Consider the following 17820-nt stretch of genomic DNA (forward strand, 5'->3'; position numbering starts at 1 on the left):
TTGTGATGTGCCCCGGTCGCGGCGGCCGGGGCCATGGTCGTGGCCCGGACGAGGAAAGACGCGGGGCTCTGTGTTTCAGAGAGTGTCGAGCGGCAGCTTGAGGTAGCGCCGGCCGTTTTCTTCCGGCTCGGGAAGGTGGCCGCCACGCATGTTCACCTGCACCGAGGGCAGGATCAGCTTGGGCATGGCGAGCGTGGCATCGCGCTTGGTGCGCATGTCGACGAAAGCGTCCTCCCCGACGCCGTCGCGCACGTGGATATTGCCGGCGCGCTCGGCCCCGACCGTGGTCTCCCAGACATAGGAATCGCGGCCGGGCGCCTTGTAGTCATGGCAGAGGAAGAGGCGCGTCTCTTCCGGCAGCGCCAGCAGGCGGTGGATGGAGCGGTAGAGCTGCCGGGCGTCGCCGCCGGGAAAGTCGGCCCGTGCCGTGCCGAAATCCGGCATGAACAGGGTGTCGCCGGTGAAGACGACGTCACCGATCACATAGGCCAGGTCCGCCGGCGTATGGCCGGGCACATGCAGCACGATCGCCGGGATCGAGCCGATCGCGAACGTATCGCCATCGTCGAAAAGCCGGTCGAATTCCGAACCGTCGCGAGCGAACTCCGTACCGACATTGAAGATCTTTCCGAACACCGACTGGACGGTGAGGATCTCCCGGCCGATGGCGAGCTTTCCGCCGAGCTTCTGCTGGATGTAGGGGGCCGCCGAGAGATGGTCGGCATGGGCATGGGTTTCCAGCAGCCAGTCGACGGTCAGCCCTTCGGCGCGCACATAGGCGATCATGGCATCCGCCGAAGCGGTCGAGGTGCGGCCCGAGGCGGCGTCGAAGTCGAGCACGCTGTCCACCACGCCCGCACGCTTCGTCGCGGGATCGTGGATCACATAGCTCGCCGTGTTCGTCGGCTCGTCGAAGAAGGCTTTGACGGCCAGCTTCACAGCGGCGGCCTTGTTGGCGTGAACCTGGTCGATGGCGTGCTGGAGAGGGGTATCCGACATGGCATCCTCCAAAACTGAAAGCGTTGATTTCATAATTTATGATTTTATGTAAATGTAAATACGGATTGCATCAAGGCAACCGGAAAGGCAATCAGAACGGCATGGCTGCCGAACACACTTCCGCGACTGAGACCGCCCCGTCCCCCCACCGTCCGCTGCGGATCGGTGATCCCGCGCCGCTGTTCCATGCCCGCTCGACACGCGGGCCCGTCGATCTCGCCAGCTATCGCGGGCGCTGGCTGGTGTTTTTCTCTCACCCGGCCGATTTCACGCCGGTGTGCACGAGCGAGTTCATCGCCCTTGCCCGACTGGCGCCGCGGTTCGAGGCGGCCGGCTTTGCCCTGTTGGGTCTGTCGGTCGACAGCCTCTTCGCGCATGTCGCCTGGCTGAGGGCCATCCGGGAAGCCTTCGGCATCGACGTGCCGTTCCCCGTCATCGAGGATCCTTCGATGGCCATCGGCCGCGCCTACGGCATGATCGACCAGGCGGCGCAGGACTCCTCCACCGTGCGGGCCAGCTATTTCATCGACCCGAACGGCATCATCCGGGCCATGAGCTGGTATCCGATGACAGTGGGGCGTTCCGCCGACGAGATGCTGCGTCTCGCGGCGGCGCTGAAGCGCGTCGAGGCCGGCGATGCGGTTACCCCGGAAGGATGGCAACCCGGCGATCCCGTGCTTTCGCCGCTCAGTGAGGAGACCGCGCTGAGCGAGCCGGCCGGCGACTGGTTCTGCCAGCGCATCAAGGGGGTCTGAGCGCCGTGCCGCTGACACGCGAAGAGGCCGACCGGGCCGTCGAGAAACTGAGAATCTACAGCCAGCCGCAGCGGCTGATGATCCTGTCGCACCTCCAGTCGGGCGAGCTGACCGTCGGCGAGATCGACACCGCCACCGGCATTGCCCAGCCCGCGCTGAGCCAGCAGCTCGCCGAGTTGCGGCGGGCGGGCCTGGTGGCGACGCGGCGGGCGTCGAAGCAGGTCTTCTATCGCCTCGCCGACGCGGCGGTGGCGCATTGCGTGCGCAGCATCGAGGCGCAGTTCGGCGGCGTGGGCGAGCTTCTCGCACCAGCCGGGCCCGCTGCCCTGCCCGCCTCGCCCCCGGCGCGGGCCGCCGAGCCGCCCCGCAACGCGAACGCCGCCGTCTTCGCCAGGATCCTTCAGCCGGGCGACCTTTAGGTCCACCTGAACCTCGCTGGTGGACGCTATTGGCGACGTCCCTCGACGAGACGCCCGTCCTCGAACTGCACCACCCGGTCGAACAGGTCGACCGACCGCGGATCGTGGGACACCACGACGACCGCTCCCCTCTGCGTGGCGGCGATGCGCCGGAACAGTTCCATCACCTGCCGGCCGCGCGCGCCGTCGAGTGCCGCCGTCGGTTCGTCCGCGAGGATCAGCGGCGGGCCGTTGGCGAGCGCTCGCGCGACGGCCACGCGCTGCTGCTCGCCGCCGGAGAGCTTGGAGGGAAGGTTGTCGGCACGATGCGACAGATCGACCATCGCCAGCAGGCGCCGCGCATGGGCGAGCGCATCCGCCGGGGCGACATCCGCCAGCTCAAGGCTGAGCGCGACATTCTCCAGCGCCGACAGGAAAGGGATGAGATTGGCCTTCTGGAAGACGAATCCGATCCGGCGGCGCCGCAGCCCGCGGAGCTGGTCCATCTGCGCGCCGGGATAGGAGACACGTTCGCCGGCGAGCCACACTTCGCCGGCGCTCGGCGCCTCCAGCAGGCCGGCGAGCATCAGGAACGTGCTCTTGCCGGAGCCGCTCGGGCCGTAGACGCCCACCAGTTCGCCGGCGCCCACATCGAGCGAGACGCCATCGAGCGCGCGAGTGATGCCGCCAGGACCGGCGTAGTGGCGCGCGAGGTTTCGCACCGACAGTACGGCGTCGCTCACGACAGGATCTCGCGGGCGCTCACGCGGGAGGCGCGCACTATGCCGATCCACGCCGCCACGGCGCAGATGAGCGCCAGCGCCACGCCGAGCAGGGCCATATCCGAAAGCTGCATCACCACCCGGCGAGGAAACAGCGGAAAGAGGAATTGTGAAATACCGAGCGCCAGCACAAATCCCGCGATCCCGATCAGCCCCGCCTGCTGGCCGATCATCCCGGCCACGACGCTCTCGCGCGCGCCGATCAGCTTGAGCAGGGCGATCTCGTGCAGCTTCTCGATGGTCATCGTGTAGATGATGAGCGAGACCACGACGGCGGTGATCATGAGGATCAGGCCGGTGAAGGCGAGGATCTGCAGCCGCAGCCGCCAGAGCCGGGCGTTCAGCATCAGGTCGCGCTGTTCGGCGGTGGTCAGCACCCGCACGTCACCCCAGCGCTCCATCACCGCGATGACCTTGGACGGATCGGCCGCCGGCTCCAGCCGGACCAGCACGCTTGCAATCTTGCTGTCCTGCGCGACAGAGCTCGTATCGGCCGATACGGCGACATCGTCGCGCGTGGCGCGGGCAAGGTGGATCTCCTCGGAGGTGCGGCGCTGGGCGATGGTGGTCGCGTCGTTGATGCCGACAAAGAGCAGCCCGTCGCCGGACGAATCCACCATGTGCCGCGTCGTGCCGACGATGGTGTACATGTCGCGGGCCAATTGCACATTGTCGCCTGTGGCGAGCCCCGTGCTCGCATCCGCGACCGCCTCGTACCGACCGGGATTGAGCCAGCGACCGGCAACGAGCTCGATCCAGCGCCCATCGTCACGCGGTATGTCGACCCCGGTAACGGTTGCCCGCTTTGACGTGCCCTGGAAAACGAATTGCTGGCTGAACTGGGTGAAGCGACGCACATCCGCGACACCGGGAACGCCTTCCACCCGCCGGTCCATGTCGCGCGCCACCGCGGAGCCTTCGGCGAAGGGGCCGGCGCGCTCGCCCTGAACGACCCACAGGTCCGCATCGATGCCCTCGATGATCAGCAGCGCATCGTCGACCACGCCGCGATAAAGGCCGGTCATGCCGATGACGGCCGTCATCAGCAGGGCGACGCCGCAGGCGGTCAGCACGAAGCGGGTCGGGCTGTGAAGCGCATCCCTGAGGGCCAGATTCACGGCGGCCCTCCCGCGGGGCTCACCCGCATCAGCGGATAGACCCCGGCCGGCGCCAGAGCGACCTCGCCGGAACGCAGCCCGCCGCTGATTTCGACGCGCTCGGCGCCGATCGCACCGAGAATCACCGGGCGCCAGCGGGCGCGGCCGCCCTCGCTCACCCAGACGCCGGGCTTGCCCTTCCGGCGCGCGAGAAGGGCCTGCGGCACCGTCAGCACGCCGTCGCGCCGCTCGACCGCGATACGCGCCGTGCCGCGCTGGCCCAGTGCCCAGTTCTCCGGCAGCCGGTCGAGGACGATGTCGAGTTCGAACTCGCGCGTCTCCTCATCCACCTGCCGTCCCAAACGCAGTACCTTGCCGGAAACCGCGGGAACGGAGCCGAACGTCACCTGCGCGGGCTGTCCGGGCCGGACGAAGCCGATGGCGCTTTCATCCAGCCGGGCGGTCAGTACGAGGTCGGCGGGGTCGACGATACGGAGCAGCTCCGCGCCGGGTGTCAGCATGTCACCCATGTGATGGGCGCGCGAGACGACGACCCCGTCGATCGGCGCCGCGAGCACGCTGTCGCCGAGCTGGGTGCGTGCCACCATGATGCGAGCACGGGCGGCCTCCTGCTCGGCTTCCGCCTTCTCGACGGAGCGATCGGCGTGGGTGACATCGGCCTCGGCCTGGCGCAGTGCAGCCCTGGCATCGTCCAGCCCCGCCTGGCTGGTGACGCCGCGCGTGAACAGCGCCTGCTGTCTCTCATTGGCGGCACGGGACTTGTCGAGCGCGGCGGCGGCGCTCTCCCGGTCGGCCTCGGCGGCGCGGACGGCCCGCTCGCTCGCCTCGGCGCTGGCCTCGGAGGCCGCGAGTTCACCGGCAAGGTCGTCGAAGGCGAGCCGTGCCAGCACATCGCCTTTCGACACCACGTCGTTGCGGTCGACCAGCAGATGCTCGATGCGGGCCTGAATCCGGCTGCTCACCGTCGCCTCGTTCAGGGCGGTCAATGTGCCCGGCCCTTTCAGCTCGACGAGGAGGGCACCCGGGCGAACGCGTTCGGACGGCACATCATGAGGATAACCATAGCGCCAGCCGGGCAGGCCAAGGGCCAGCAGGGTCAGCGCAACCAGCGCCGCGTTCCGGCGCCGCGTCCCGGGCTTTCGGGGCGGTGGAGGCACCAGTGGAGGCAGCGTGTCGATGGCCGTCTGAATGTTCATCGCGCGCTGCCGGTCTGCCGCTCACTGCGCCTTCGCGGCCTTCACGGAGGCGAGCACATCCTTGCAGCCCTGCGAAATCCTGTCCGGGTTGGCCTGGATGCACTGGAGAAGCCGGCCGCCACCGGGCTGTATGCCGGCGCAGACCGCACGAATGTCCGCCCCGCAGGCGGAGCGCAGCGCCTGCTGCTGGGCACGGGTGAGGCTTTGCGCGAAGGCGGCGCTGGCCGATACGGCCAGCACGACGACGAGGGTACCGCGAATGACCGGATTGCGATGCATGCATTCTTCTCCGATTTGGCAGGAAGGGTATCGCCATGGAGCCCGCCGCGTTGGGGCGGTCGGTCGGGCGGGCTCCATGGCGCGGGGTCGGCGGGTTAGGCCAATCCCGCCCTGTGGCGCCACGCCTTGGGTGTGGTGACGACGCCACGTTGCCAGGATGACGGTCGCACGTTGCGGCGGTGTCTCCGCAGACGGGCATTTTGTTACAGTTTGTGTCGATGGCCGCCTTGCCTCTTGCCGGCGGACGCGAGGGCTGCGATCCCGTGGATATGAGCCTGGAACGACTTCTCTTGGTCGAGGACGACCGCGACATACGCAGCCTGCTCGTCGATTTTCTCGGCGCCGAGGGTTACGGCGTCGAGGCGGTGGAGAGCGGGGCGATGATGGAGCGCGTCCTGCTGCGCGGCATGCCCGATCTCGTCATCCTCGATGTCATGCTGCCGGGTGAGGACGGGCTGTCGATCTGCCGGCGCCTGCGTTCGCGCTCGCGCGTTCCCATCCTCATGCTGACAGCCAAGCATGACGAGATCGACAGGATCGTCGGGCTGGAAATGGGCGCCGACGACTATCTCGGCAAGCCGTTCAATCCACGCGAACTGCTGGCGCGCATCCGTGCCCTGCTGCGCCGCTCGTCGGGTCCATTATCCACCGGCCTGCCAGAACGTCGACGCCGCGGCTTTTGCGGTCTTGTCGTCGATCTCGACGCACGGACCGCAGAAGATGCCGACGGCCGCCGCATCAACCTCACCACGGCGGAGTTCGACCTGCTGACCTGCTTTCTCGAACGACCGGGCCGGGTACTCTCGCGCGACCAGCTGCTGGACTGGACGCGCCGGCGCGCTTCCGATCCCTTCGACCGCACCATCGACGTCACGGTCTCTCGCCTGCGTGCCAAGCTGGCGCAGTGCCTGACCGAGAATGAGCAGCCCATCACCACCGTGCGCAATGTCGGCTACCTGTTCTCCGCCGACGTGCGCGACGCCTGAACGAGGAGCGCCGCGTGCGACTGGGTCTGCTTGCGCGTGTGATGTTGATCGTCGCGCTAGCGCTGTTCGCGATCCAGCTCACGGCCCTGGCGCTCTATTTCGGCTTCCCCGGCGGGCGCATGCGCATCGGCGACGCCTCCGCGGGCTTCGCGCGTCAGGTCGCCGCGCTCGTCAGGCTGGTCGACGAGGCTCCGCCCGCGCTTCGTCCGGCGATTCTGGACGCCTTCTCCGAGACGGGCCGGGCCGCCGCCATCGTGCCGGGGCTTCCGGAGGACGTGAACCAATCGCGCTCCCTGCTCCGGATCGAGCGCAGCATCCTCCTGGCCCTGAAGGCGCGGGGCGTTCCCGACGGCGAGGTCCGGGTGCGGCTGGACGAACGTGCGGATGGTGGCGGGAGCGACAGGTTCAGCGTCTTCGTCCGGCTTGCCACCGGCGGCTATCTCTGGCTCGACGTGGAGGATCGGGTGACGGTGCGCGTGCTCGGCGTGCCGATCGGTTTCTTCGCCGGACTGTTCGGCGTGCTGGTCGCGATCGCCGCGCTTTTCGCGGTCGCGCGGGAGATGAAGCCGCTGACGCGCCTCGCCCACGAGGTCGACCGGGTCGGCGCGCGCATCGATCCCGTGCCGGTCGCGGAGCGCGGCGCGCCGGAACTGCGCTCGCTGATCCGCGCGGTGAACGCCATGCAGGAGCGCATCGCCGCGCTGGTGCGCAACCGGACGCTGACGCTGGGCGCGATCTCGCATGACCTGCGCACCTATCTCACACGCTTGCGGCTGCGGGTGGAGATGCTCCCGGAAAGCCGTCACCGTGCCGGCGCCATCGCCGATGTCGAGGCGATGCAGGCGCTCGTCGAGGACACGCTGGATTTCGCGCAGGACGCCTTCTCGTCTGCCGGCCCCGCATCGGCCGATCTCGTCAGCGTGCTGCGGATCTATCGTGACGGACACCAGCAGGCGGCGCGGATAGGGCTCGATCTGCCCGATGAACCGATGCCGGTTCGGATCGACCCGAAGGCCCTGCAGCGGCTCTGCGCCAATCTCGTGGAGAACGCCCTGCGCTATGGCGGGGCGGCCTTCGTGCGGGTCGAGCGCACGCCATCGGAACTGGTCCTGATCGTCGAGGACGAGGGTCCCGGCATTCCTCCCGAGGAGCGCGCGCGGGTTTTCGAGCCGTTCTACCGCCTGGAAGACTCCCGAAGCCGGGAGAGCGGCGGCACGGGGCTCGGCCTGACCATCGTCCGGCGTATCGTCGAGCGTCATGGCGGGCGGATCGTGCTCGGCGACAGTTCGAGAGGCGGGCTGCTCGTGCGCGTCAGCCTGCCGGCGGGCTGACGCGCACGCTGAAACAAATCGTCATGCCCGCGAGCAACCGGCGAGACCTTCGCTCCCTAGCCTCGCTCCATCCTCAACTCCGAAGGATGGACGTCATGAATCGAATGATCACGGATCGACCGACCTCAAAGTACCTCACGCGCGGCCTGCTGGCCGCCGCCATGCTCGCCGCGCTCGCCGGGGCAGCCAGCCAGCGGGCCTGGGGGCAGGCCGGTCTTCTGAAAGAGCCGGCCGAACAGAGCGAGCCTGATATGTGTGAGGCGCCTCCCCCCGACCACCTTGCTCCGCCGATGCTCGACCCGGCCGCCGTCCGGCTGTTTGCCGGCGTTCTATTGTCGGCGCAGGAGACCACCCTCGGAATACGTTCCGACCAGCTGGATGCCTGGCGTGCCTATACGACGGCGCTCATCGCCCTCATCCCCACGGGCGACGGCGCGGCGCGGTGGATCGATCCCGAGAAGCGCGCACAGGCCGAAGCGTTTGCGCTGGCCGAAGACATCGCCGGCCTCGCCCTGGCGCGCGCAGCCAAGGCGCAGACGCTGCGGGATGCCATCGCCACGCTCAAGACCAAGCTGACGGCCGAGCAGCTCGACATGGCCGCGAAGATGCAGCGGCGCCTGGTCGAGCGTCTCATCGAGCTCGCCGAATGGCGCTACGGCGCGGATTTGAGCTCGTCGCACTGAACGCCTGGCTCCAAGAACGGAGACCAAAATGAAGGCCGGGAGCACGCTCCCGGCCTTTCCATTTTCCGATCGCCCTTGAACGGGACGTTACCAGCGCCCAAAATTCCGCGTCGCGCTGCACCCCTGTCCGGCGGTACAGCTGCGGGTGCGCGTGGCCGTGCCGCCACGCGGCCCGACGGTGTTCCGGGTCGCGGTGCAGCTGCCATTCGCGCAGGTCCGCACCTGGTTGGTCGCCCCGCCATAATAGCCGTTCGCGCCCCGCACGGCCGTACAGGAGCCGTTGGCGCATGTGACATCGCGATAGGCCGACGTCACATGGGGACCGCGGTAAGGCGGATAGGCGGCCCAGCGCCCATACCAGGGATAGGTCCTGTAGTGGCGATCCCAATAGGTGCGGTTGAACGACACGACGGTGATGCCCACCACCGGGGCGACCGGCGCCGTGAGCACCACGGGCGAGCCGCGATAGATCACCTGGACATAGCTGGCCGCCACCCAGCCGCGATACGGCCCGAAGCCGATGTCGCACCAGCTGTAACCGCTTATGCAGCCATAGGTGGCGATCGTCATGCCGGCCGGCACGACCGTGACGGCGGGATAGGATGTGGAGGGGCCGGCGCGCAGATTGACGTTCGCCGTGGCGATCGCCGCTGTCGCGGCGGCGCCCGCCGACGTGCCCGCGACGATCAGCGCCGCGGCGAGAATGAGCTTTCTGAGCATTCTGCAGTCCTCACGATGTCAGCCCCCTCGCGCAGCGATGACTTCTCTTGAGGAGGAGGCCTCTGAAGCACCGTTGCTAAGGACGCGACGTCACGGGACGTTCTCGTGCGTGTTTCAATTTGTGAACGACGACGTTGAGCGCCAACGGGGAAGAAGCCGCCCGTTCAGTGCTGGACCATCATGCGGGAAGTGCCCGACCTTCTGCCGCGAACGGAACGCATCCGGGCGAATGCTGGCCTGGGAGCGCGGTTCGGCTTGCCACGCCCGCTCTTTGGCCCGGTGTCCGTTTCGGACAGGAGCATCACCGCGAACCCCATCTGCACGCTGGCGAAGGTGACGCCGATCGAGAAGGTAAGCACGAATGCGGCGATGACACCCGTGGGCGACACCCAGATCAGCGAGCCCAGCCGGGCCACGTCCAGCGCCAGCAGCGCGCCGACGAACACGATGGCAAGAGCGAAGCCGATCAAGGCATGGCGCATCAGAAAGCGAACGAGATGGGGCATACGGACCTCCGCCTCTCAGCGAGCGCTGACCTGCGACCGAGGGTGACGGAAGGCGCCGCTCCGGTCAAACGTGCGCGGGTTCCCTGCGGTGCGCGCGGGGAACCCGCTCATCGACATCGTCAGTGCCGCGTCAACGCTTCGCTGAAGCCGGCGCCGCTTTCAGTGTCCCGGTCTTTTGCGCGGCATCGTCCATCAGCTCGTACCACATGGCGTTGAGCACGGCGAAGGCGGCAGCCAGCGGCAGGCCGAGGAGCCAGGCGAAGTACCACATGTCGGTTGCTCCCTTTCAGTAGGCGTGGCTGCCGTCGCGCTCGATCTCGCGCGGCTCCACCTTGCCCCACAGCACGCTGTAGACCCACGTCGTGTAGGCGACGATGATCGGCAGGAAGATGATGGTCACCACCAGCATGATGAACAGGGTGAGGTGGCTCGAGGAAGCGTCCCACACCGTCAGGCTGGAGCGCGGATCGATGGAGGACGGGAGGATGAACGGGAACATGGAGAGCCCGACCGTCGAGATGATGCCGAAGATCGACACCGTGCTCGCCAGCAGCGCGCCGATCTCCGCCTTCGAACGCAGCAGCGCGAAACTCGCCAGTGCGCCGAGCAGCCCCAGCACCGGCCCGGCCATCATCCAGGGATGGGCGGCGTAGTTCGCGAACCAGGCACCGGACGCGACTTCGACCGTCTTGGCGAGCGGATTGGACGGGCCCGCCACGGCCACCGCGCTGATGATGCGATAGCCCTCGATGCCGAGCCACAGCCACACTCCGCCGAGCACGAACAACACGACGGTGATGAGCGCCGCGAGGCTGCCCAGGGTGCGGGCGCGGGCCGCCACTTCGCCATTGGTCTTCAGCACCAGCCAGCCGGCTCCGTGCATGGTGAGCATGGCAACCGAAAGCACGCCGGCAAGCAGGCCGAAAGGATTGAGCAGCTCGAACAGCGTGGTGCCGTCATAGAAGATGCGCAGGTCGTTGTTCAGGTGGAACGGCACGCCCTGGAGCACGTTGCCGACCGCGACGCCCATCACCAGCGCCGGCACGAGCCCGCCGATGAACAGCGCCCAGTCCCAGCCGGCGCGCCAGGCCCGGCTGTCGCGCTTGGAGCGATACTTGAAGCCGACCGGACGCAGGATGAGCGCGAACAGGATCGCGAACATGGCGAGGTAGAAGCCGGAGAACGAGACCGCATAGAGCGGCGGCCAGGCGGCAAAGATCGCGCCGCCGCCGAGGATGAGCCACACCTGGTTGCCTTCCCAGACCGGGCCGATGGCATTGATCACCACGCGCCGCTCAATGTCGCTCCTGGCGACGAAGGGCAGCAGGATGTCGGTGCCGAGGTCGAAGCCGTCCATCACGGCAAAGCCGATCAGCAGGACGCCGAGCAGCAGCCACCAGATGACGCGGAGGGTGTCGTAGTCGATGAGCGTGTGAAGGATCATGGATTTACTCCCCGGCCACGAGGTGGGCCGGGATCAGCTCGGCCTCTGGATCATTGTCCGGTTCCGGACCCTTGCGGATGGCGCGGATCATCAGGGTCATCTCGATGACGATCAGCACGGTGTAGATCGCAGCGAAGCCCACGATGGTCATGAGGACGGTCGCCGCACCGAGATCGGAAACGGCGGCGGCTGTGGGCAGCACGCCCTCGATGATCCAGGGCTGGCGGCCGAATTCGGCGACCACCCAGCCCAGTTCCGCCGCGATCCACGGCAGCGGGATCGCCAGCACCGCGAGCCAAAGCAGCGGGCGGTAGCGGTCCAGCATGCGGCGGGCCGAGAGGTAGAAGAACAGGCTGGTCAGGAGGATGAAGAAGAAGCCGAGGCCCACCATGACGCGGAAGGACCAGAACAGCGTCGGCACGCTCGGCACGGTGTCCCACGCAGCCGCCGCGACCTGCTCCGGCGTGGCCGTGCGGGGGTCGTCGACATGGCGCTTGAGCAGCAGCGCATAGCCGAGATCGGCGCCATGTTCCTCGAAGCTGTTCTTGACGTCCTCGGGGATCGCCGCCGTGCTGCCCGCCGCGCGGATCTTCTGCAAGGCATCGAAGGCGATGACGCCGCTGCGGATCTTCTCCTCCGCCTGCCCGACCAGTTCATTGATACCCGGCACCACGGTGTCGAGCGAGCGGGTGGCGATGAGGCCGAGCGCCCAAGGAATCCGCACGGCGTAGTGCGTCTCGCGGCTCTCCTGGCTCGGCAGGCCGATCAAGGTGAAGGCGGCCGGCGCCGGCTCGGTCTCCCACATCGCCTCGATGGCGGCGAGCTTCATCTTCTGGTGTTCGGTGGTGAGATAGCCGCTCTCGTCGCCGAGCACGACCACCGACAGCGAGGCCGCAAGGCCGAACGAGGCGGCGACCGTCATCGAGCGCTTCGCGATCTCGATATGGCGTCCCTTCAGCACGTACCAGGCCGAGATGCCGAGCACGAAGATCGAGGCGGTGACATAGCCGGCGGAAACCGTGTGCACGAACTTGGCCTGCGCCACCGGATTGGTGAGCACGGCAAAGAAATCGGTGATCTCCATCCGCATGGTCTGCGGATTGAAGGCGGAGCCGGTCGGGTTCTGCATCCAGCCATTGGCGATGAGAATCCACAGCGCCGACAGGTTGGAGCCGAGCGCCACCGCCCAGGTGGCGATGAGGTGCCCGACCTTGGAAAGCCGGTCCCAGCCGAAGAAGAACAGGCCGACGAAGGTGGCCTCGAGGAAGAACGCCGTCAGCCCTTCGATGGCGAGGGGCGCGCCGAAGATGTCGCCGACATAGTGGCTGTAATAGCTCCAGTTCATGCCGAACTGGAATTCCATGACGATGCCGGTGGAGACACCGAGCACGAAATTGATGCCGAAGAGAGTGCCCCAGAACTTGGTCATCTGGCGCCATATGCGCCGGCCGGTCATGACATAGACCGTCTCCATGACCGCGAGCAGCACGGACAGGCCCAGCGTCAGCGGCACAAACAGGAAGTGGTAGAGCGCCGTCATTGCAAATTGCAGGCGCGATAGGTCAACGACGTCGAGTTCCATTGTGCGATTCCGGTTGGGTCCGGTCTCCTGGTAGAGGCGCACCGTACGGGCACGGCGCGGGTACAGGTCACGGCAGCAGCTCTATCGGAAGGCTGCGGATGGGACGTATGCTTGCAAAAATCCGGTGAGGCGGGGGTGCCGGTCGTCCGCCCGGCTTCCCGCCGGCAGGCCAAGAGGCAATGCGAAGGACGGGATGAGTGGCGGCAGGTTCACGGTGCGTGTTCCTTGCAGACCGGCGCGAAAGCGGCGCATGTCGCAGCGGAAGCTTCAACAGCCTCTAAAACTCTTGCCCGAGATGTATTCCATCCGCCGACCGTGGCCCATCCGCAGGAGCCCTTAGACGTTCGGTTCGAAGCGGGACAAATTGTCCGGGGCCGGGATTTGCAGGGAGCCAGGATTCGAGCGCGTTTCGCCGACGGCCTGGTTCCACCCGGCCAGCCAGCCAAGCGCCTGCGCCGATATGGCGCGCTTGAACGGGCCTACAGCGGCAAGCCCACCGAAGCGTCATTGGCGCGCCGGATGACCTCCATCGAGATGCCATAGATCGCTCGCAGCGTATCGGCATTCATGATCTCGGCGGGGGTGCCGCGGGCGATGAGGCGCCCGGAATGCAGCGCCAGCATCTCGTCGCAGAAGCGGGCGGCCATGTTGACGTCATGCAGCACGACGATGACGCCGAGGCCCTTGGCGCGGCTGAGCCGGCGGACCAGCGCCAGCACCTCGATCTGGTGCGCAATGTCGAGCGCCGAGATCGGCTCGTCGAGCAGCAGCGTGTGGGGATCCTGTGCCACCAGCATGCCGAGCCAGGCGCGCTGGCGCTCGCCACCGGACAGCGTATCGACCAGCCGCTCGGCGAAGGGAGCGAGATGGGCCAGCTCGATCGCCTCGTCGACCTTCTCCCGGTCCATCGCGCTGAAGCGTCCGAGCGCCCCGTGCCAGGGATAGCGGCCGAGCCGGACCAGTTCGCGCACCGTGAGGCCGCCAGTGGGCGGCGGGTTCTGCGGCAGATAGGCGACGCGGCGGGCGAATTCGCGGCTGCCCCACTGCGCCAGAGGGCGGCCGGCATAGCGTAGTTCGCCCCCGCTCGCCGATTGCTGCCGGGCCAGCAGCTTCAGCAACGTCGACTTGCCCGAGCCATTATGGCCGATCAGCCCGATGAGGCGTGCCGCCGGCACGCGGAGGTCGATCGGGTGCAGCAATGTCCGTCCGTCCACATCGAAGCGGACGGCGTCGAGCGCGAAGAGCGGGGTGTCCTCGGCCGGCATTATCCCTCCCGGCCGAAGGCATGGCGTATGGCGAGGTTGAGCGCGGTCGGCAGCACCGACATGTGCGTCTCCCCCGGCAGCGGCAAATAGTCAGCGCGCAGCCCGGGCACCAAAGCGAGGCGCTCGGCCATCAGCCTGGTATTGTCGACGATGCGGCTTTCCTCGAAGCCGGCGCGCCGCTTCTCCTCGTCCTCGGCCCCGATCTGGAACGGAGCGAGCGCCTGCTCGTACTCCCCGGCAATGAGCAGCACCCGGCCGCTGCGTTCGCCCGCCTCGGTGATGAAGCTCTCGGCGGCGTCGACGATGCCGGCCCCTTCCCACCAGATGGCCGGGCTTGCCGCGATCCAGCGGGAGAACGCCAGCGGCCGGCGGAACAGCGCGTGCAGCACGAACAGCCCGCCGAAGGAATGGCCGAGGATCGCCTGGCGCGCGCTGTCGATGGCGACGCGGCGGGCGATCTCCGGCTTCAGCTCGTCCTCGATGAAGGCGAGAAACTCGTCGGCGCCGCCGGTGCGTACGTCGGGACCGTCGGGCGTGTGCGGCGGATAGGTCTTCCCCGGTGGCGGCCCCATGTCCCAGGAGCGGCGCACGCTGTCATAAGCGCCATCGACGGGATAGCCGATGCCGACCATCACGCCCCATTCGATGCCGGTGCCGAGCGGCCAGGCCGCCTGCACCCGCATGATGTCCGCCGCCGTGCCGGCGACCGCATTGGCGTCGAGATAATACAGCACCGGCCAGCCCCCGGCCGGCGGCTCGCCCGGCGGACGATAGAGGAAGATCCGCCAGGGTGCGCCGCCCGCCTTGGGCGCGATGTCGAAGATGTGGGTGTCGGGGATGGTGGCCGGGATCATGACGCCGTGCGCTTTCGGGAGAGAAGCCAGAGAAAGGCCGGCGCGCCGATCATCGAGGCGACGAGGCCGGCCGGCAATTGCCAGGGAAAGGCGATGGTGCGGCCGGCGAAATCCGCCGCCACCATGATCAGCCCGCCGAGCAGCGCCGCCCCGCCGAGTTCCGGCAAGGGCCGGCGCAGGCCGATGAGGCGCGCCAGATGCGGCGCGATCAGCCCGGCGAAGGACAGCGGCCCGACCAGCAGCGTCGCCATGGCGGTTGCCGTGGCGGCGAACACCAGCAGCAGCGCCCGGCTGAACGCGGGCGGCACGCCGAGCGCACGGATCGCCGCATCGCCGAGCGGCAATATGTCGAGCCAGCGCGCCAGCAGCGGCAGCAAGGCGAGGAGCAGCATGGCTACCGCAAGGCTGGCGGCGGCGGCCTCATAGCCGAGGCCATAGGTCGAGCCGGTCATCCAGTTGAACAGCAGCACCGCGCGCGGATCGCCGCTTGCCATCAGCAGGCTGACCAGCGCGTCGAGCAGCGCGCCGACGGCGATGCCGACGAGGATCACCCGCTCCGGCGTGCCGCGCGAGGTCCGGCCGAGCGCCAGTATGACGAGAAGCGCCAGCAGCGCACCGAGCGAAGCCGCCGCCAGTTGCTGCGTCCGGCCGACATCGTCGATGAGGAACAGCGCGGCGGCGAGGCCGCAGGCCGCACCCGCGCTCACCCCCATCACCTCCGGGCTCGCCATCGGGTTGCCGGTCATGCGCTGGAGAACACCGCCGGCGACCGCCAGCATCGCCCCGCCGGCCAGCGCCGCCAGCGCGCGCGGCAGGCGCAGCGCCCAGACCGATGTCGCGTCGCCCGGTCCCGCGAAGGACCAGCCCTCGAGGCCGGGGCCGAAGCTGCTCGAGACGACGACCAGCGCCACCAGCAGAACGAGAAGCAGCGCGAGCACGGGGATCGGCCGCGCCACGCCGCGCCCGCCGCCGGCCGACAGCCCTGCCACCGTGTGCGGCGGCAGGCGCAGGCGCGGCACCATCCAGAGCAGCAGCGGCGCGCCGAACAGGGCGGTGACGGCGCCGGTCGGCAGCATGTCGTCAAAGGCGCCAGCCGCCAGCTGCACGCCCTGATCGGTGGCCCAGAGCAGGCCCGCACCTACCAGGCTCGACACGGCGAGCCGGGTGCCGACGCGCCGCGCGCCAGTGATGCGCGCGAAGGCCGGCGCGGCGAGACCGACGAAGCCGATGCAGCCGACCGACGCCACCACGAAGCCGGTGAGCGCGATCGCCACCGCCAGCGCACCGAGGCGTGCGGCGACCAGCGACAGGCCGAGGCTGCGGGCGCTGGCATCGTCGAGGCCGAGCAGGGTCAGCGGCCGGACAAGGAAGCCGGCGGCCAGCCCGGCGAGGGCGAGGCGCGGGGCGAGGAAGGCCGGCTCCGACCAGTCCTGCTGGCTCAGCGAGCCGGCGCCCCACAGGAACAGGCCGGCGAGGTAATGGCTGTTGAACAGCCCGATGAGTGCGGCGAGCGCGGCGCAATAGAGGCTCGTCACCATGCCGGCGAGGATCACCACCAGCGGCGCGAAGCCGCTGCGTCCGGACAAAAGCAGCACGGCGCCGATGGCAAGCCCGCCACCGCCAAGCGCCACCCATTCCCGGCCCAAAGCCAGGAGTCCCGGCATCCAGATGAGCGCCACGGCCAAAGCGAGATTGGCACCGGATTCGATGCCCAGCGTGGTCGGCGAGGCGATGGGATTGCGCAGCACCTGCTGGAGCAGCGCGCCGGCGAGGCCCAATGCCGCGCCGGCAAGCAGGCTGACTGCGAGGCGCGGCGCAAAGCTGTACGCCAGCAGCAATTGCGCCGGATGATCCGTATCCGGTGCCGTGAGCGCCGCCCACCATTCGCCCGCCGGCAGTCGCGTCAGCAGATTGCCGATGGTCGCGGCGATAGCGGCCGCACCGAGCAGAACCATGAGCATGCCGGGCCCAAGGCGTCGGCGCATGCCGGAGGGTGGTGGGAAGGTCGTGGTGTCAGCCATCGATGCGCTCATTGGTGAGCGCCACGGCCAGCTGGCGGGCGAAGCGCATGGCCGAAGGCAGCATGCCGAACATCAGCACCGCCGGCAGGCGATGCACTCGCCCGGCGCGCACGAAAGGCAGGCTGTTCCACAGCGGACTCAGGGCCAGCGTATCGAGCGTGTCGGCGGAAATCGGCTCGAGATAGAGCAGTCGGCTGGCCGGGCTCGCCGCCAGCGCTTCGATGCCGACCGTGTTGAAGCCCCAGTAGTTACTCGGCGCCGTCCAACCATTTTCAAGGCCGCAGCGCTCCATCACGTCGCCGAACAGGCTGCCGGCGCCGTAGACGCGGACATGGCGGGTATCGAGGAAGTTCACCACGATCTGCGGCCGGCGGTTCAGCCCCGCCTCCGCGAACAGCTGGCGGCACTGCGCCATGGTGGCAGCCGTGCGGGCGATCAGCGCTTCGCCGGCCTCTGCCTCGCCGATGGCGGCGGCGAGAGCGCGGGTAGCGGCAATGCTGCGGTCATAGACGTGGCCGGGCGGCGGCGCGTAGACCGAGAAGGTCCGCGTGGGCGCGAAACCTTCGAGCAGCGCCCGGATGCCCGCGAGATAGGGCGTGGTGACGATGAGATCCGGCTTCAGCGCCGCGAGGAGTTCGAGATTCGGTTCGCGATCGGTGCCGAGATCGACGATGCCGGGCGGCAGCGCCGGCTCGACCACCCACTGCGTCCAGCTGGCGGGGTTGGGAAGCGCGATGGGCGGCAGCCCCATCTCGATCAGCGTCTCGGCGAGGCCGAAATCCATCGAGACGATGCGCGGCGCAGCATCCGCCGGCGCGGCGCCGCGCGCGCTGCGAACCGCGAGCGCGGAAACGCCCAGCCCGCCGAGCACGACGGCCCGGCGGGAAAGCGGCGTCACCGG

The 17820-nt window shown here is 68.4% G+C and carries 19 protein-coding genes; 5 read left to right on the forward strand and 14 right to left on the reverse strand.

All coding sequences use genetic code 11. From position 1 onward, the window contains the following. Window positions 1–75 precede the first annotated feature (75 nt). Window positions 76–999, reverse strand: coding sequence for an MBL fold metallo-hydrolase (locus tag ACO2RV_RS15285; RefSeq protein ID WP_423294457.1), 924 nt, complete (start codon window positions 997–999; stop codon window positions 76–78). Between the two features lie 101 nt (window positions 1000–1100). Here ACO2RV_RS15285 and ACO2RV_RS15290 point away from each other — a divergent pair, with 101 nt between their 5' ends. Together ACO2RV_RS15290 and ACO2RV_RS15295 are read left to right on the forward strand one after the other, a co-directional pair. Next, window positions 1101–1754 carry a peroxiredoxin gene (locus ACO2RV_RS15290; RefSeq protein WP_423294459.1) on the forward strand — a complete coding sequence of 218 codons (654 nt, stop codon included), beginning with the start codon at window positions 1101–1103 and terminating at the stop codon, window positions 1752–1754. A gap of 5 nt (window positions 1755–1759) precedes the next feature. After that, window positions 1760–2173, forward strand: a complete 414-nt coding sequence (locus tag ACO2RV_RS15295; protein WP_423294461.1) for an ArsR/SmtB family transcription factor — start codon at window positions 1760–1762, stop codon at window positions 2171–2173. 26 nt (window positions 2174–2199) lie between these two features. On the opposite strand, the gene ACO2RV_RS15300 is transcribed toward ACO2RV_RS15295, so the two are convergent. Genes ACO2RV_RS15300 through ACO2RV_RS15315 form a run of 4 tightly spaced genes read right to left on the reverse strand, consistent with a single transcriptional unit; the run spans window position 2200 to window position 5527 of the window. Continuing rightward, complete coding sequence (locus tag ACO2RV_RS15300; protein ID WP_423294463.1) at window positions 2200–2895, reverse strand: ABC transporter ATP-binding protein; 696 nt, start codon at window positions 2893–2895, stop codon at window positions 2200–2202. Then, complete coding sequence (locus tag ACO2RV_RS15305) at window positions 2892–4052, reverse strand: ABC transporter permease (RefSeq protein ID WP_423294465.1); 1161 nt, start codon at window positions 4050–4052, stop codon at window positions 2892–2894. Before ACO2RV_RS15305 ends, ACO2RV_RS15300 begins: the two co-directional genes overlap by 4 nt. Continuing rightward, on the reverse strand, window positions 4049–5248 hold the full coding sequence (locus tag ACO2RV_RS15310) for an efflux RND transporter periplasmic adaptor subunit (protein WP_423294467.1): 1200 nt from the start codon (window positions 5246–5248) through the stop codon (window positions 4049–4051). The genes ACO2RV_RS15305 and ACO2RV_RS15310 overlap by 4 nt, the downstream gene beginning before the upstream one ends. Before the next feature lie 21 nt (window positions 5249–5269). Further along, complete coding sequence (locus ACO2RV_RS15315) at window positions 5270–5527, reverse strand: cysteine rich repeat-containing protein (protein WP_423294469.1); 258 nt, start codon at window positions 5525–5527, stop codon at window positions 5270–5272. A gap of 269 nt (window positions 5528–5796) precedes the next feature. Between ACO2RV_RS15315 and ACO2RV_RS15320 the strand changes: the two genes are divergently transcribed. From ACO2RV_RS15320 to ACO2RV_RS15330, 3 genes are all read left to right on the forward strand, one after another. After that, complete coding sequence (locus tag ACO2RV_RS15320; protein WP_423294471.1) at window positions 5797–6513, forward strand: response regulator; 717 nt, start codon at window positions 5797–5799, stop codon at window positions 6511–6513. A 14-nt stretch (window positions 6514–6527) separates the two neighbouring features. Then, window positions 6528–7844 (forward strand): ATP-binding protein, encoded by a 1317-nt coding sequence (locus ACO2RV_RS15325; RefSeq protein ID WP_423294473.1) that lies wholly within the window; start codon window positions 6528–6530, stop codon window positions 7842–7844. Window positions 7845–7939: 95 nt separating this feature from the next. After that, a complete protein-coding gene (locus ACO2RV_RS15330) occupies window positions 7940–8527 on the forward strand; it encodes a hypothetical protein (RefSeq protein WP_423294475.1) in 588 nt (195 codons plus the stop codon). Between the two features lie 87 nt (window positions 8528–8614). Here ACO2RV_RS15330 and ACO2RV_RS15335 read toward each other — a convergent pair whose 3' ends face one another. The 9 genes from ACO2RV_RS15335 to ACO2RV_RS15375 all read right to left on the reverse strand — a co-directional run bounded on the left by ACO2RV_RS15335 (window position 8615) and on the right by ACO2RV_RS15375 (window position 17817). Further along, window positions 8615–9247 carry an SH3 domain-containing protein gene (locus ACO2RV_RS15335; protein WP_423294477.1) on the reverse strand — a complete coding sequence of 211 codons (633 nt, stop codon included), beginning with the start codon at window positions 9245–9247 and terminating at the stop codon, window positions 8615–8617. Between the two features lie 164 nt (window positions 9248–9411). After that, window positions 9412–9753: a hypothetical protein gene (locus ACO2RV_RS15340; protein ID WP_423294479.1), complete on the reverse strand. Its 342-nt coding sequence runs from the start codon at window positions 9751–9753 to the stop codon at window positions 9412–9414. A gap of 130 nt (window positions 9754–9883) precedes the next feature. Continuing rightward, window positions 9884–10024: a cytochrome bd-I oxidase subunit CydX gene (cydX, locus tag ACO2RV_RS15345; protein ID WP_423294481.1), complete on the reverse strand. Its 141-nt coding sequence runs from the start codon at window positions 10022–10024 to the stop codon at window positions 9884–9886. Between the two features lie 15 nt (window positions 10025–10039). Further along, on the reverse strand, window positions 10040–11197 hold the full coding sequence (gene cydB / locus ACO2RV_RS15350; RefSeq protein ID WP_423294483.1) for a cytochrome d ubiquinol oxidase subunit II: 1158 nt from the start codon (window positions 11195–11197) through the stop codon (window positions 10040–10042). 4 nt (window positions 11198–11201) lie between these two features. Then, on the reverse strand, window positions 11202–12779 hold the full coding sequence (locus ACO2RV_RS15355; protein WP_423294485.1) for a cytochrome ubiquinol oxidase subunit I: 1578 nt from the start codon (window positions 12777–12779) through the stop codon (window positions 11202–11204). Window positions 12780–13258: 479 nt separating this feature from the next. Then, on the reverse strand, window positions 13259–14044 hold the full coding sequence (locus tag ACO2RV_RS15360) for an ATP-binding cassette domain-containing protein (protein WP_423294487.1): 786 nt from the start codon (window positions 14042–14044) through the stop codon (window positions 13259–13261). After that, complete coding sequence (locus tag ACO2RV_RS15365) at window positions 14044–14898, reverse strand: alpha/beta hydrolase (RefSeq protein WP_423294489.1); 855 nt, start codon at window positions 14896–14898, stop codon at window positions 14044–14046. Before ACO2RV_RS15365 ends, ACO2RV_RS15360 begins: the two co-directional genes overlap by 1 nt. Further along, complete coding sequence (fhuB, locus tag ACO2RV_RS15370) at window positions 14895–16919, reverse strand: Fe(3+)-hydroxamate ABC transporter permease FhuB (protein ID WP_423294491.1); 2025 nt, start codon at window positions 16917–16919, stop codon at window positions 14895–14897. Before fhuB ends, ACO2RV_RS15365 begins: the two co-directional genes overlap by 4 nt. Continuing rightward, the gene (locus ACO2RV_RS15375; RefSeq protein WP_423294493.1) at window positions 16912–17817 is read right to left on the reverse strand and encodes an ABC transporter substrate-binding protein; all 906 of its coding nucleotides are present in this window, start codon (window positions 17815–17817) and stop codon (window positions 16912–16914) included. The genes fhuB and ACO2RV_RS15375 overlap by 8 nt, the downstream gene beginning before the upstream one ends. Window positions 17818–17820 lie beyond the last annotated feature (3 nt).

It is taken from the genome of Ancylobacter sp. VNQ12 (assembly GCF_049445835.1).
Lineage (GTDB): Bacteria > Pseudomonadota > Alphaproteobacteria > Rhizobiales > Xanthobacteraceae > Ancylobacter.